General features: G+C 41.2%; 13 protein-coding genes and 1 pseudogene. 13 read left to right on the top strand and 1 reads right to left on the bottom strand.

The window, feature by feature from the left end; translation table 11 throughout:
* Window positions 1–182 precede the first annotated feature (182 nt).
* From KSP24_RS22900 to KSP24_RS22875, 6 genes are all read left to right on the top strand, one after another.
* Complete coding sequence (locus tag KSP24_RS22900) at window positions 183–1,151, top strand: zinc-binding dehydrogenase (RefSeq protein WP_254207955.1); 969 nt, start codon at window positions 183–185, stop codon at window positions 1,149–1,151.
* A 119-nt stretch (window positions 1,152–1,270) separates the two neighbouring features.
* Window positions 1,271–1,588 carry a thioredoxin gene (gene trxA, locus KSP24_RS22895; protein WP_013371197.1) on the top strand — a complete coding sequence of 106 codons (318 nt, stop codon included), beginning with the start codon at window positions 1,271–1,273 and terminating at the stop codon, window positions 1,586–1,588.
* Between the two features lie 121 nt (window positions 1,589–1,709).
* Window positions 1,710–2,480 carry an SDR family NAD(P)-dependent oxidoreductase gene (locus KSP24_RS22890; protein ID WP_013371198.1) on the top strand — a complete coding sequence of 257 codons (771 nt, stop codon included), beginning with the start codon at window positions 1,710–1,712 and terminating at the stop codon, window positions 2,478–2,480.
* Window positions 2,481–2,579: 99 nt separating this feature from the next.
* Window positions 2,580–3,683: a flavin monoamine oxidase family protein gene (locus KSP24_RS22885; RefSeq protein WP_216976843.1), complete on the top strand. Its 1,104-nt coding sequence runs from the start codon at window positions 2,580–2,582 to the stop codon at window positions 3,681–3,683.
* 91 nt (window positions 3,684–3,774) lie between these two features.
* Window positions 3,775–4,119 (top strand): thioredoxin family protein, encoded by a 345-nt coding sequence (locus KSP24_RS22880; RefSeq protein ID WP_013371200.1) that lies wholly within the window; start codon window positions 3,775–3,777, stop codon window positions 4,117–4,119.
* 196 nt (window positions 4,120–4,315) lie between these two features.
* Entirely contained in the window at window positions 4,316–4,891 is a 576-nt protein-coding gene (locus KSP24_RS22875; RefSeq protein ID WP_013371201.1) for a TetR/AcrR family transcriptional regulator, read from the top strand.
* Window positions 4,892–5,084: 193 nt separating this feature from the next.
* Here the strand turns inward: KSP24_RS22875 and KSP24_RS22870 are convergent, their stop codons facing one another.
* Window positions 5,085–5,753 carry an ArsR/SmtB family transcription factor gene (locus tag KSP24_RS22870; RefSeq protein WP_013371203.1) on the bottom strand — a complete coding sequence of 223 codons (669 nt, stop codon included), beginning with the start codon at window positions 5,751–5,753 and terminating at the stop codon, window positions 5,085–5,087.
* A 242-nt stretch (window positions 5,754–5,995) separates the two neighbouring features.
* Between KSP24_RS22870 and KSP24_RS22865 the strand changes: the two genes are divergently transcribed.
* From KSP24_RS22865 to KSP24_RS22830, 7 genes and pseudogenes are all read left to right on the top strand, one after another.
* Window positions 5,996–6,283 carry a hypothetical protein gene (locus KSP24_RS22865; protein ID WP_013371204.1) on the top strand — a complete coding sequence of 96 codons (288 nt, stop codon included), beginning with the start codon at window positions 5,996–5,998 and terminating at the stop codon, window positions 6,281–6,283.
* A gap of 186 nt (window positions 6,284–6,469) precedes the next feature.
* Window positions 6,470–6,916 (top strand): OsmC family protein, encoded by a 447-nt coding sequence (locus tag KSP24_RS22860; protein ID WP_025675324.1) that lies wholly within the window; start codon window positions 6,470–6,472, stop codon window positions 6,914–6,916.
* 47 nt (window positions 6,917–6,963) lie between these two features.
* Window positions 6,964–7,134: a hypothetical protein gene (locus KSP24_RS25745; protein WP_013371206.1), complete on the top strand. Its 171-nt coding sequence runs from the start codon at window positions 6,964–6,966 to the stop codon at window positions 7,132–7,134.
* 105 nt (window positions 7,135–7,239) lie between these two features.
* Window positions 7,240–7,770: pseudogene (locus KSP24_RS22850) on the top strand (MFS transporter); the annotation flags it as partial.
* Between the two features lie 527 nt (window positions 7,771–8,297).
* Entirely contained in the window at window positions 8,298–9,293 is a 996-nt protein-coding gene (locus KSP24_RS22845) for a hypothetical protein (protein ID WP_254207954.1), read from the top strand.
* A 1,932-nt stretch (window positions 9,294–11,225) separates the two neighbouring features.
* Window positions 11,226–11,471, top strand: coding sequence for a hypothetical protein (locus tag KSP24_RS22835; RefSeq protein ID WP_129549302.1), 246 nt, complete (start codon window positions 11,226–11,228; stop codon window positions 11,469–11,471).
* 73 nt (window positions 11,472–11,544) lie between these two features.
* The coding region (locus tag KSP24_RS22830; protein WP_216976839.1) for a non-ribosomal peptide synthetase at window positions 11,545–15,155 on the top strand (3,611 nt) is incomplete at its 3' end.

Below are 15,155 nucleotides of genomic sequence, written 5' to 3'. Positions count from 1 at the left end.
AATAAGATTTACTAGTATCCCGGTAGAGAAAGAAATCAATTAGGCAGCCTATCGGTAAACAATGTAACGGTAATGTTTCCTGGTGTTTTATTATTCAATTTTTTAATTGAATAATAAAACGTACTTGTTTATACTAAAATAAGCTCGAAAACTGAATCTCAGGGGATAAAGAGGTGAAATATATGAAAGCAATTCAAGTTCCTGCTAAAGGTGAACCGATGAAATTAGTTGAAATCCCTATACCTGTTCCAGCCCAAGGGCAAGTACTTCTTCGGATTGAAGCATGCGGGGTGTGTAGTGGGGACGCAAGCACGATTAGTGGAGCTGCCCCAGAGTATCCAAGAATACCCGGTCATGAAGTAATTGGAATAGTTGAACAACTAGGAGATGAATTCACAAAATGGGAGATCGGGCAACGTGTAGGAACGGGGTATCATAGTGGAGACGATCATGTAACGGGCTTGACTATGGATGGTGGTTACGCGGAGTATATGGTCGCTTTTGAAGAAGCCCTGATTCTTATTCCCGATGAAGTTTCTTCTGAAGAAGCAGCACCTTTAATGTGTGCTGGTGAAACAACATTTAGTGCGCTGCGAAACAGCTCTGCACGTCCAGGCGACTTGGTTGCCATTTCCGGCATTGGTGGATTGGGCCATCTTGCTGTGCAATACGCCAAGAAAGCTGGATATCAGACAGTTGCTATATCCCGAGGAGTGCAGAAAGAAAATCTAGCAAAAGAACTCGGGGCACATTTTTACATCGATTCCGAAAAGGAGGATCCTGCTAAAGCTTTGAAAGCGTTAGGTGGAGCTAAAGTCATTCTTGCCACAGCGCCAAACGCCGAAGTGATATCTTCTTTGGTTAATGGACTAGCGACAGAAGGTGAGCTTATTATCGTAGCTGGATCCAGAGAACGTTTAGAATTGTCAGCTATGGATTTCTTGAAAGGTCCCCATACAGTGAAGGGATCATTTACTGGGAAAGCCAAAGAAATTGAAGCTGCGGTCCGGTTTAGCGTCTTGACTGATGTCCGACCTATAATTGAAGTTTTTCCTTTAGAACGGGCAAGCGAAGCGTATGAAAAAATGATGGCAGCAAAAACACGGTTTCGGGCAGTTTTAAGTATGTCTGCTGAAAACAAAGCCAAATAAAAGCTCGCCAAGAAAAAATGAACTTGAGTCTTTACTTGACAGTAATTATTGTTCAATTTATAATTCAATTATTCAATTGAACAATTTATTGGTTGGAATATATATTGGAGGGAATCCTTATGAGTGCAACTGCATTAACTAATCAGACTTTCAACAACCAAATTCAGTCTGGAATAACCCTGGTTGATTTTTGGGCACCTTGGTGTGGTCCTTGTCAAATTCAACTTCCTATCATTCATCAATTGGCCGATGATCTGAAGGAAAAAGCGACTATTGCTACTATTAATGTGGATGAACAGACGGAGTTAGCCACGCGTTTTGGAATTAGAAGCATTCCGGCGTTGCTTTTGTTCCAAGATGGTAAACTGATGGATACAATGATTGGGATTAACCAAAGAGATGTTCTCGAGGCAAAAATCCTTAAACTTATGAATTAACGAATCAGATAATCGGTAACAACTCTAAACATGTTGCCGATTATTTTTAAACGATGTAGAAAAATCAATATTTTTGTCAATTAACTACCAACTAGTAGGTAAAAAATAAGGAGATGTTAAAATGGAATTTGAAAACAAAACAGTGATTGTAACTGGCGGAGGAACAGGAATTGGAAAGACTACAGCACAACGTTTTTATGAAGAAGGAGCGAACGTAGTCATAAATGGCCGTCGAGAGGATGTATTAAAGAAGACCGCTTTGGAAATTGACCCATCCGGTAAAAAAGTGATTGTTGTATCAGGTGATATTAGTTTGCCAGAAACGTCGAAAAAACTGGTCCAAGCTGCTGTAGAAGCGTTTGGTGGAGTAGATATACTGGTGAATAACACAGGAAAATTCAATCCAACCCCTTTCATGGACCACACTGCGGATGATCTGCAATCATATCTGGATACCATCGTTAAAGGGACGTTTTATCCTTCGCAAGCTGTGATTCCGGAAATGAAAAAAAGAGGCGGGGGAGCGATTGTGAATACCGGATCAATGTGGGCGATTCAAGCGGTTGAATCGACGCCATCGTCTGCATATTCAGCAGCCATGGCAGGAAGACACGCACTGACCAGAAATTTAGCTGTGGAATTGGCTGGGGATCACATTCGAGTGAATGCAGTGGCTCCCGCTGTCGTCGAAACTCCGATTTACAATACATTTATGAGTGAAGAACAAGTGGCAGAAGTACTACCAAGTTTTAATGCCTTTCACCCCATCGGACGAAATGGCACAACGAAGGATGTCGCAGAAGTGATCTTGTTTTTGGCTAGTGATTCGGCATCTTGGATTACTGGTGTAGTCATGCCTTTGGATGGCGGTGTTACTGCACGTCTTCGATAATTCTTTGGGGCTGGCCTTAATTAGGTTAGCCCTTCTCTCATTCACTATTAGAGTTAGACCTTCGAAAGAAGAACTTTTATCTATCTAAAGGAGCAAAGTATGGAAACTCAATTGAATAGGGATGCCCCTGTAATAATAGTTGGTGCAGGTTTATGTGGACTTCGTGCAGCTGCCTTGCTCAATACACATGGAATAAGATACCTCATCTTGGAAGCACGAAATCGTATTGGAGGAAGAGGCTTGAGTGTAGAGGTTGAGGGTAAGCCTGAGCTTGGGAAATTCGATCTTGGGCCAACATGGTACTGGCCTCGTTATGAGATAGCAATGAACCAACTAGTCGAGGAACTCAGCTTGCAGACGTTTGAGCAGTATAATGAAGGAAGAATGCTAGTAGAACGATCCAGAAACACACCACCGCAACAGCATGATTTGTCCGCAGAAGCGATGGAATATTCACTTCGGTTTATAGGCGGAGTTCAGTCTCTAATTGATGCACTGGCTGCCCAAATACCATCAGAAGCAATCTATCTGAATACCAAAGTAACTTCTATTCATCAGGAGGACGATAGCAGGGTGAAGATTCAAACTGATGCAGGGAACTTTCATGCAAGTTCGGTTATAGTTGCTCTACCCCCACGGATCGTTGAACGAAATATTACGTTCTTCCCCAAACTTTCTGCTGAACTAAAATCGAATTTAATGAATAAGCCAACTTGGATGGCCAGTCAAGCTAAGGTTATTGCTGTTTATGACACCCCCTTCTGGCGTGACCAAGGTCTCTCTGGATTCGTATCGAGTTGGGTTGGCCCTTTGAGGGAAATTCATGATGCCTCGCCTTCTACAGGTTCTGGCGCACTTTTTGGTTTCTTTGGTCTTCCTGCAAAAGCTCGCTTGAATATGGGGAATGAACAATTACTTGAGCTTGTGTTGGAACAATTGACACGACTTTTCGGTCCAGCAGCAAAACATGTAGAAGGGACTTTATTTAAAGATTGGTCTTTTGATGAACATACAGCCGTAGAGGAAGATACAGATCCACTTCTTGATTATCCGAGTTACGGACCTATCATCGACGGAAAGGGCTCAAGGCAAAATATTTATTTTGCTGGAACTGAAACAGCTTATAGGCAAGGCGGTCATCTTGAAGGTGCCCTTCGATCAGCTGAAAGAGTTGTCAATGAAGTCATCAAACATTTATCCTAAGAAAAATATTCGATTGAAAGGGGTTATAAATTGAATTTTATTGAAAAAAGGGTTTGGTATAAAAGAACAACCTGAAAGGACAATTTAATAAATGAATAAAGAATTATTATCAATAGAAGAGATAGATGCTTTTATTCAAAACAACCGACTAAGTATGTTGTATTTTTCTCAGGAGAATTGCAATGTATGTCACTCTGTTTATCCCAAATTAAAAGATTTGCTTACTAAATTTCCTTCTATAAAACTTGCTCATGTTGACACAAGTAATGTAGAAGAGGTTGTAGGCAAATTTTTGATCTTCTCAGTACCTACAATAATTATGTTCATTGATCAAAGAGAGTCGTTCCGTGAAGGTAGATTTGTTCAGTTGGGACCTCTTGCAGCTCGTTTACAACAATTAAACGATTTTTGGTTGAAGAGCAACTCGGGGTTGTAATAGGGAGAGGAACAGGGAGTGGAAAGACTAGCGCATAACGTTTTTTGAAAAAGGAGTTTACCTAGTCATACATGACCGTCGAGGTGATTCTTTGATAATTCTTAGGTCCGATCGCGAAAAGTGAGTAGCCTTTTCTTTTATTGTAAGGGGAGGAGGATACCTTGACAGTATACTTACTGAATGGTAGATTTCATTTATGAATATCAAGAAAAACACTGTACAAGAAATTATGGACATAGGCCTCACCTTGGTTCAAGAGCGAGGATACAATGGCTTTAGCTATGCTGACATTGCTGAAGCGATAGGCATTCGGAAAGCAAGTATACATTACCACTTTCCGTCTAAACAGGATCTGGTGCAAGCTGTTCTGAATCGATACCGTCGAGAGTTCATGGACAAGCTTCAACAAATTAACGATCAACCTCTGAGTTGGCGACAAAAGATACAATCTTTTTTTTTGTTATATCGTGAACCTTTGGAAAACAATACCAAGCTTTGTTTATGTTCAATGATGGCTGCTGAGTTGAACTCTTTTCCAATTGAAATTCGAGATGAGTTAAACTTATTTTTTGACGCCAACACACTATGGGTTGAGAATGTGCTTGATCAAGGCAAATCGGCTGGCGAATTTACATTTTCTAACGCTGCTTTGGAACAAGCAAAGATCCTAATTGCATTTGTACAAGGTGCCCAGTTGTTATCCAGAACTTCAAGTGAAAAAGGATATTTTGATTCGCTTGTCTTAAACTACATGGCGACTTTGACTCAATAAAAAAGTTTAAGATGTGAATCTACCGTTGAAAAACCACTTATTCATTAAAAGATGGATAGGTGGTTTTTGCTATGTTGAATATCTTTATGACAAGGTATTGTATTCAAAACCGTTCCATCTATTTTGCTCATAAAAAAAGATCTCAAGCCAAGTGATGGCTTGGAGATCTATAGTTAAAACATAGGAAGCAGGATTAGTGGGGCAGAAAATGTCCTTGCCATTCATTGATCCCTTCATCCATGCGGTACGCTTTATAACCTTCTTGTTGCAATTTTTGAACTGCCAGTGCGGAGTATACACAAAGTGGTCCCTGACAGTAAGCGATGACTTCTGCATCTTTGGGGAGTTCTTGCATCAATGTATCAAGCTCGGTCATTGGCATTGAAATTGCTCCGGATATATGACCCATTTCAAAGTCTTCTTTAGAACGTAGATCCACCAATAGTATGGAATCGTTATTCACTTTCTCCATAACCTCATCCATAGTCAAGGTTTGAATGCCGTCAAGGTTGTTCAGAAAATCCTCTTTCAATTTTGCGATATCAGGAAGTTGTTTTTCGCTTATGCGCCAAAGGGATGCCATGAAATCAATAATCTCCGGATCTGCTAGTGAGTAAATGGCATAAGTCCCTCTTTTAGCGAATTTAACAAGTTTTGCATCAAGTAAAATTTGAAGATGACGTGATACATTGGCCATATTCATACCTGTACATGCCGCCAATTTCTCTACAGTTTTTGGACTTTGGGACAATACATTTAAAATCTCCAGTCGCTTGTCACTCGAAAGACATTTTCCGATTCTTGCAAGTTGTTTATACAGATCTTCTTTTAATACATTTGCTGAACTCAATGGTTCTTTCATGATGGTCAACCTCTATTCTGAGCTTTTTTAGCGTTATCATACGACTACAACTATCCTCAATCATTTATTACAAAAATGAATCAATTAAATACTCAAATTGTATCATGTTCTTAAATGTAATCAAAGTCTAGGTAGGGAATGTTTACTTGACGAAAGAAATAAGCATGACATATAATTCAATTGATCGATTGACTATTTGATTTATTAATAATCGATACATTAATTAATGGAGGTTCGAAATCATGGCAAAGGCATATCTTCAAATCACATTAAAAATTAACGCACCAGAACGCGAGGCGGCTACAAAGGTTTATACAGCATATAAGGAGCCTTTTCTTTCAGGCATCTCTGGTGCTGTGTCTAAAGAATTGTTAGTGCGTGACGAGGATGTTCAGGTTCTGCATGGCTTTACTAGCGAGGCAGATGCTAAGGCCTACCTAGAAAGTGATCTTTTCACGAATGACGTTGTTGTTGGACTCAAAGACTTGCTTCAAGCTGAACCGGAAATCCGCATTTATAGTACATTCTAGAAACCCTGTTGTGCGAACTAACTCTTTTGAAGAAATAAAAGCTAATACTTAAAAATTGTAAACCGACATTGCAGTCTCGCTATGTCGGTTTATTTTAATCAATCATCAGATTAAAACTGTTCAGATCAAGTGATCAGTTTACTATGTTGAGGAGTAGCATATATAAACTTAAAGGAGAACATCAATATGGCAAATCAAAAACTTAGTTTGAATACAGTTTGGTACGGAAATGCAAAAGGCAATGGCATCATTAAAAGCGAAAACTTCCAAACTCAAATTGCTATCCCAGTCTCAAAAGGAGGAAGTGGGGAAGGTGTTGAACCTAAAAAGCTTCTTATGTCTTCTGCAGCAGCCTGTTATCTAATGACTTTGACATATATGTTGGAACAAAATCGTATTCCCGTATTAGGATTATCCATGGATACAGAAGGAAACACTGCTCCAAATGGTCAATTGAGCATTACTCATCGTCCACATATTGTTTTAAAGAAATCAGAAGCAACCAATCAAGATGTTAGCATGGCAGAAACTCTAATGCGAAACGCCGAAGAAAATTGCCAAATTGGCCAACTTCTAGTAAAAGCAGATGTTCAAATAACAATTGAAGGTCATGTTTCCTTAGAAGCTGAATAGGGTTTCAACTGTATACAAAGTGGCTTTTCGTAATTTAGGAGAAAATAATGGTAGAAACGATTCCAGAAAACAAGCAAACATCTGTACAAATTCCACCTTCAATTATGGAGTATATGGAATCACCGCTGAAGCACCTTCAGTTGCATGCCAGAACAATGAAAGTTGTAGTTGCTTCACAAATTTGCGGTGGAGCTGGCCTAGCTGCAGGCATCCCGTAGGTCGTTACTTGCACAAGATATGCTAGGGATTGACAGTTTCTCGAGAGTTCCCACAGGCCTTTTTACATTAGGTTCTGCTGGTGCAGCGCTCATGGTAGGATTCAAAAAAAAGGAATTATGATCGGTGCCTCAGTTATAGTGCTAACACAAATTGTTATGATTGCGATCATGACAATGGCTCCCGTTCATATGCAACATAATGGTCATAATTTAAGTAAAATCGGCCTTGTTATTGGAATCCGCGTGGCTTCTATGTATTTACCGTCTGTAATCACAGGAGTACTCGTTGATAATTTTGGATACATTTTTATGGCTTATGCTTCTGGCTTTACCTTGATGTTGTCTGGTTTGTTGGCTGCCTTCGTACCTGGTGATTCGATGGGTTTACTTACTCTTGCGCTGGCTCTTCTGGGATTAGGTTGGAACTTTGGTTTGATTAGTGGGACTGCGGCGATTGTTGAGGCACCTCCATCCAATGTTCGTGCAAAAACTCAAGGAACAGTGGATGTACTGATTGCATTATCAAGAGCATCTGGAGGAGCACTATCTGGTATGGTTGTGGCACACTCCAGTTATCATATACTGTCTTTAATTGGATCAGTTTTGTCACTGTTCCTTATTCCTGTTGTGGTTTGATTTCGTAACAAGCAATCTTTCACATAATATTCAGTAATACAATCAACAAAAAACCGTTCTTCTAGTTCATAGTGTGGCTCGCTACGAACTAGAAGAACGGTTTCTTAGCACCACGGGAGTACGAACGAGCTGGATATTTTATCAAACACGATGATTTGAAAGAGGAAGGATATTGGGCTTTCAATTTTGCGTAGATTTATTGCTGGCATAGCCGATATCATACTTACCTCGCTAATCAAACTACTTGGTTTGCACTGGCGGCTATTCGTTATAGAGAATGCTTGCATTCTTACTGTGAAATATGTGAATGAAAAAGCGGTAACACAACCCCACCATCTTCTTCTACGAAATCACATATGAGATTCATTCCACTACGGTAGTTTCACATATTAGTCCATATAAAATAAAAAAATTTTCGGGCTGTATACACTTAAATAGATACATTTATCCATACTTCTCTAGTTGATAATTCAACCAAGTATAGTTACACGCTGGTGATTAATGAAGCTGTTGCTGATCCTACCTGAGTGACAATTGCACTTCAACTTTTTGATGAAAATGGGAAGCATGATCGCCACAAACTGGCCATTGGCGAAGCGAATAAAATTACGATTAAAGATTATAAAGGAAACGTAGTGGGCAGCATGTACGACATGGGGTACACGAGTGATTTTTATTATATGGTTGATTTCTTTAGTGAGCCGCTGAAAACAGATAAGATCACGATAGAAGGGAGTATTGGATCGCTTGGACAAAGGAGCGAAACCTTAATAAAAGGAAATTGGAACTTTAGCTTTGATATTGATATGAAAGAGGCAAACAAGCAGAACAATATAGAGGAGTTGGCAGGTAGTTACACAACGCCGCACGGTATGGCGATTATATTAAAAAGACTAACGAGAATGGTGCAAGGAGTGCGTTTCGAACAGGAGACGGAACTTGATGATGCGGCAATGGCAAGATCCCCCGGTGATTTATGGAGAAAGCAGATGTTAAGCTTTCATTTCGAGACAACAGATGGGCAAGAGATTCACTCGGTGAATCCAAGAAAAAAGAATTACAGGGACAGCTTAATGACATCTGATCATAGAGTTATTGGAAACGGAAAAATGCATTGGAGTTATACCTTCAAGTACCTGCCTGAGGATAAACCATACCGCTTTGTTCTGGATGCATACTCGGTTGCAGAAATGGACGGAAACAAGATGTCCTTTAGACCATCGGAGCTGACTAAGCCCAAAACTTTTAAAATAATGAATGATAGACTGGAGTTGGTTAGGGCTTCACTTGAGAAATCGCAAGTTAACAAAGGCGCATATGAAACTGTCATCTCATTCTACGGGAAAATGAATAATGAAATAATGCATGAGGAGTGGAGAGCATTTGATTCAGCAGGTAAGCAGTATGACGTAAGTGCGGTGGGGGGATCATCGTTTGAAAATAAACTGACTGATCATTGGAGAGAGGGATATATCAGTATGGGGGGCGTAGGGCAAAGCAGCCTTACGAATTCCAGATTATGAAGCTAGGTCCAATTCCAGAGGAGCTTACCCTGGTAAGGGAAGTAGTGGATAAACGATACAAAGACCCTAACTGGTCAGTATTGCTAGGAAAATAGAATAAACGAACTACTTAAATCTTCAATACCCAATGGATCCAAATCTTCCATATTCCTCATCATGGGTGTCTCCATTAATTCCTTCCCAGAGAGGGTATATAATTTATTTGCTAATCCCATATAGCGATTGTTCTGATCAATATAAGGGCTTCGGGGGTTGTGAACAAGACTGCTTTTTTATGAAAATCTGTGCACTTAACTTTAAGAAAAAAAGGACATTTGGATGTAGATGTAACTTTCTAAAATTTATCATGCACTAAAATCTTTATCAAAATGTCTTCTTCACCAATATAGTCAATCTTTTGGACCACATCCTTATCCATTATGATAATGTGGTCTTTTTTTAGTTCGATTTTCCATTATTAATATACTGGGTACAGCTGCCTGTATACATATAGTTGATTTCCACAAAATCACGCGTATGCAGGTTTTATCCCTTCTGATCACAGCGCAGAAGGTTTACTCGGTCGTGATGCGCTCATCACAAAAACGATTCGATTTGTATAAAGTAATCATCACAACGACAAATATGTTCAGTACTTTTGCTGTGTCAATCTTCACTTCATTATTAAAGGATTAACTCGTCAAAACTTAAAAAATAGCAAGTTTCTTGCCACATGGAGACTTGCTATTTTATGTTTTTGGGTCAATAAGTTTCACAAAAGAAATGGTCCAAAAGTTATAAATTTTCTGAAAATCTAAACTTTTAATGAAAAATCCAAACGTTTCTATTAATAAAAAAAATAGAGTTTATAGCTCAAATGAGAGAATATTTAACCTAAATCGAAATTCTGAGAGAAAATTTAAAGAAAATTTTGCTCGGTAATTAGTTCAAAAGATCTAAAAAAATCACTATCTATTTAAAAAGTGAAGAGTTATTAATTTCGAATTAATTCAGCTTGAGCAAATAAATCCCATGATTTAGGTAGTTAAAGAATATTGCTGAAAAAGTTGAAATTTGTCGGATGGTGTCAGGATCGGCTTGTTATATTTGTGTTAATGATATGTAACGTAAAATGTGTTTTGGTACAAGGGTTTTGGGCTTCATGCAAGCACACAGCATTTTTATTTTATCGATTATAAAATCAAAAATTTTGTTCTAAATCATATTAACTTGTCGTAGTTAGTATACAATTTAATAAAAAAGTGGAATTCTTGCATTTAAAGATATAAAAATAATAGAATAATATGGGCTGTTTATTAATTTTATGAAATCTATCAAATTAGAACTTATGTCCCATGTTAATCGGTTTTAAAGTTTGTATATTTAAAATAGCTAGAAAGTATTGGGAGAAAAGAAGATATATAAGGATTTATTGTTATATTGTGGACGGAAAGAGGATGTGAGAAATTTGTATGGCAACTCGGTCGTCTCTTGTTTGGTTTTTAAAAATTTCCGGTAAATCCGTCCACGTCTTCCGTATTCCAAAGACAACTCCAATTTTATTCAGATTAATCTTTCACCAAAGAGCTTCGTTTGATGCAGAGAACACCGGAAGAAGTACTGTAATTCATCCATGTACAAAATCAGGAAGTCATAAGCGCAGTCGTGAGTATTTTTAGCTCCTTACAGCCTAGAATTACGCTCCTAATCACGCTGCAGCAGTTCATGCGTCTCGTAGCATCGATACCCTCAAGCCAAGATTCAGACAGCACACATCACGACACACTACGTTGTTAACATTGCGGCAACCATTCTACAACCCACCACCAAGATGCACTCACAGCATAATTCGAAAATGTTCCCATTCCATGCACATATTCATACATCCAGAGTCAGAGTTTTTTCACCATGACCGCCCAACTAAAAAAAGCTTGCACTGCGAAAGTGTGAGCGATGAAAAAGAAGATGTGCTTATTTCGATTAAAATCAGCTCTTCGAAGCTCCGGGGGACTGAAGGAAACCAGCTTTCAGATAGGAGAAGGAGAAACGGTAACGATTGTCGTCGCACCGTGGCGGCAAAAGCACGATCATCAAACTGCTACAACAAGTATGCGAACTCAGATCTCAATGGTATATCAGGAGTGGTCGCTTTTGCCGACTTCCATTGGTAATTCAATGCCGGAAAAAAGGATCGCATGACCGTTTCTTGCCATGGGCGGTCATTTTAGCAGAGTTACTTTTACACATATCTATTTTGCGAGGAGAGGTACGTATGACTCAGCACGATGTTCAATTGTTTGCATTAAGCCAGCCACAGCAACGTATTTGGTACACGGAGCTTGTGTATCCCAATCGCAACACGTCTACGATTATTACTACTGTTAAAATCAAGGGAACGGTTCGCATAGATGCATTGCAGCAGGCAATGAACCGGGTTATTGCACGAAATGATTCTTTTCGTATCAAAATCACGGTTTGGGACGGCATTCCCTATCAATATGTTGAGCCGTTTGCTAATCAAAGCATAGAAACCCTTCAGGTAACCCAGGAGGAAGCTGAGCTATGGGTGAGTCATCATAACGCACAGCCGTTCCCCTTACTGGATTCGCAGCTGTATCGGTTTGTTATTTTGCAGCTGGGGGCAGAAGATACCTGGTTTAGTTTCAAGATGCATCATATTATTTCTGACGGCGTTACCATGGAGCAGGCCATTAATGAAATTACGGGAAATTATATGAATATTGTGCATGGTACAGGTTCAGATGCGCCGGTCCCAGCGAACTCATATCTCGATTTTATTCAGACAGAGCAAAGCTATGAGCAATCAGAACGCTATCAAAAGGATAAGATGTACTGGACGGAGAAATTTGCCAATTTGCCGGAGGTTACAGGTTTAAAATCGTACAATCCGCTCACAGTAAGCACGGCTGCACGCCGGGAGACCTATACACTGGAACATGAATTATATCGTGGTGTCACGGCTTTTTGCGAGGCGCATAACATCAGTATTTTTACATTTTTTCTGGCTGCTCTGTATATTTATTTACATAAAACGACAGGTGAACAAGATTTAACGGTTGGTACATTGTATGCTAACCGTACGTTGAAGAAGGAAAAAAATACAATGGGCATGTTCGTCAGCACTGTGGCTACACGTTTGCAAGTTGAGCCGGAATCCGAGCTGCTTACTTTCCTACAGGGTGTTGGCAAGGAGCAGTCGTCCATTTTGCGGCATCAGCGTTATCCGTATAACAAAATCATACAGGATTTGCGTGAACAACAAAGCGGCACGGATATTGGCCGCCTGTTTGGCGTTACCATTCAGTACCGTACGCTGAGCTTCTCTCGTTTTGATGAAGCTGTTCAGCAGGTGCATACCGATTTCTGCGGAGATACGGTGAGTGACTTTGATATTGCCATGATTGACATGCTGGATGACGATAAACTTGTATTGCAACTGGATTATCGGACCGAGCTGTTCAGCGAGCAGGAAATCGCCCGAATGATTCACCAATTTTTGAGTGTGGTAGAGCATATGGTGAAAGGGCCACAGCAGCGGATTCAGGAGTTGTCACTGATGAGTGACAAAGAGCGGGCACAAATTATGAATGTATTTAATGCGACCACAGTTCCCTTTCCAGACGATGTGGGGATTCATGAGCTATTCAAGAAACAGGCAGAATGTACACCAGATCAGACAGCGGTTATGTTTGGAAGTCAGAGTCTGACTTATCGGGAACTGAATGAACGGTCGAATTCATTGGCACGAATGCTTCAAGCACAGGGAGTAGGACCTGACAAGCTGGTCGGCCTGATGATACATCGCTCAGTGGAAATGATCGTAGGCCTGCTGGCTGTTCTAAAAGCAGGCGGTGCTTATGTGCCGATTGATCCCGAATTTCCGTCATCTCGTATTGAATACATGCTGGAAGACAGCAAGGCTGCAGTGCTTCTGACCAGTCGTGATTTGGCAGAAGAGCACCATTGTCAGGCCAATACCATGTTTCTTGAGGATGCAGAATTGTATCAGGGAGACAGCTGCAACCTGGAGGTGATTTCTCACCCAGAGCATTTGGCTTACGTCATCTATACCTCTGGATCGACTGGTAATCCGAAAGGAGTTATGCTCCAGCATCGTTCGGTACTCAACTTTATTACCGGGATGCGTGAAATCATTGACTTTGAAGCTGGTAAAACCATTTTGTCACTCACGACCATTTCATTCGATATTTTCGTCTTGGAAACTATCTTACCGCTATTGGCTGGAATGACGGTTGTGCTTGGCGATCACCAGCATCAATTGGATCCTCAGGCGCTTGGTGAGTTGATTACCCATCATTCTATTGAGATGTTGCAAATGACACCATCCCGGCTGCAGATGCTGCTGGATCATGAAGCTGGTTCCCGCGCGCTGCGGGGCGTAAAGGAAATCATGGTGGGAGGTGAAGCCCTTCCTTCCAAGCTGCTCGCAGCACTGCAAGAAATAAATGGCCCCCGTATTTATAACATGTATGGACCTACAGAAACGACGGTTTGGTCGACCGTACAGGAACTGACTCATGCTCAAGAAATTAATATAGGACGTCCCATCGCGAATACCCAAATATATATCATCAATGCGAGTGGGGAATTGCAGCCAGTCGGTGTGCCGGGCGAGTTATGTATAGCAGGGGAAGGCTTGGCCCGTGGGTATTGGAATCTGGAAGATCTGACGGCAGAGAAATTTGTAAATAATCCGTTTGCCGGAGATAAAGCTGGTTATGAACGGATGTACCGTACAGGCGATTTAGCGAGATGGACACTGGACGGCAATATTGAATATTTGGGACGGATGGATCACCAGGTGAAAATCCGGGGCTACCGGATCGAACTGGGCGAGATCGAATCGCAGCTATTGCAGGTGGAGTCGGTACGAGAAGCGGCCGTCGTGGCTCGTGTGGACGAAACAACGGGCCAAAAACAAATGGTGGCATACTATGTGGCCAGTCAAGCAATGGAAGCCAGTAAACTGAGAAGTGAGCTGGGGCGGGAGCTACCAAGCTATATGGTGCCGTCGTATTTCATTCAGTTGGAGCAGATGCCGTTGACACCGAACGGTAAAATCGACCGCAAGTCTCTGCCAGCACCGGAAGGCAGTCAGCAAAGCGGAGCGGATTATGAAGCGCCCCATACTGCGCCGGAACAGGCACTCGTAAGGATCTGGCAGTCCGTCCTGGGCGTGCCAACCGTCGGTATTTTGGACAATTTCTTTGACCTGGGCGGCGATTCGATCAAGGCGATTCAAATCGTATCCCGTGCGTTCCAGGCAGGCTACAAGCTGGATATGAAGGATCTGCTTCGGTGTCCAACCATCGCAGCATTGGCACCACTTATGACAAGTCGTATGGCAGATCAGGGAGAAGTGAGCGGGGAAACGGCATTGCTTCCGATCCATCATTGGTTCTTTGAACAGGAGCAAGTGGACGCGCATCATTTTAATCAGGCGGTTATGCTGCACCGGGAGCAGGGCTTTGACGAAGCTGCTTTGCATCAAGCGTTAATCCAGTTGACGGAGCACCACGATGCACTGCGGATGGTATTCAGGAAGACCGAGCAAGGCTACCAAGCGTGGAATCGCGGAATACAGGAAGGCGAGCTGTATCATCTGGACGTGCTGGACTTTAGGGATTTGACGGATGAAGTCACCCTGAGCACGAAGATTGAAACGAAAGCAACTGAAATTCAAAACAACATAAACTTGTCTGAAGGACCGCTGGTAAAGCTCGCTCTGTTCCGTTGTACTGATGGAGACCATTTGTTGGTGACAATCCACCATTTGGTGGTCGACGGCGTGTCATGGCGTATTTTGCTGGAGGATCTGGCATCCGGCTATGAGCAGGCTTT

Source organism: Paenibacillus sp. AK121, from assembly GCF_019042715.1.
GTDB lineage: Bacteria > Bacillota > Bacilli > Paenibacillales > Paenibacillaceae > Paenibacillus > Paenibacillus polymyxa_C.
This window is presented reverse-complemented; position numbering and strand designations above follow the sequence as displayed.

Coding starts and splice junctions, on each gene's coding strand:
- KSP24_RS22900 (WP_254207955.1), top strand. CDS start 183: ATGAAAGCAATTCAAGTTCCTGCTAAAGGTGAACCGATGAAATTAGTT.
- trxA (WP_013371197.1), top strand. CDS start 1,271: ATGAGTGCAACTGCATTAACTAATCAGACTTTCAACAACCAAATTCAG.
- KSP24_RS22890 (WP_013371198.1), top strand. CDS start 1,710: ATGGAATTTGAAAACAAAACAGTGATTGTAACTGGCGGAGGAACAGGA.
- KSP24_RS22885 (WP_216976843.1), top strand. CDS start 2,580: ATGGAAACTCAATTGAATAGGGATGCCCCTGTAATAATAGTTGGTGCA.
- KSP24_RS22880 (WP_013371200.1), top strand. CDS start 3,775: ATGAATAAAGAATTATTATCAATAGAAGAGATAGATGCTTTTATTCAA.
- KSP24_RS22875 (WP_013371201.1), top strand. CDS start 4,316: ATGAATATCAAGAAAAACACTGTACAAGAAATTATGGACATAGGCCTC.
- KSP24_RS22870 (WP_013371203.1), bottom strand. CDS start 5,753: ATGAAAGAACCATTGAGTTCAGCAAATGTATTAAAAGAAGATCTGTAT.
- KSP24_RS22865 (WP_013371204.1), top strand. CDS start 5,996: ATGGCAAAGGCATATCTTCAAATCACATTAAAAATTAACGCACCAGAA.
- KSP24_RS22860 (WP_025675324.1), top strand. CDS start 6,470: ATGGCAAATCAAAAACTTAGTTTGAATACAGTTTGGTACGGAAATGCA.
- KSP24_RS25745 (WP_013371206.1), top strand. CDS start 6,964: ATGGTAGAAACGATTCCAGAAAACAAGCAAACATCTGTACAAATTCCA.
- KSP24_RS22835 (WP_129549302.1), top strand. CDS start 11,226: ATGAAAAAGAAGATGTGCTTATTTCGATTAAAATCAGCTCTTCGAAGC.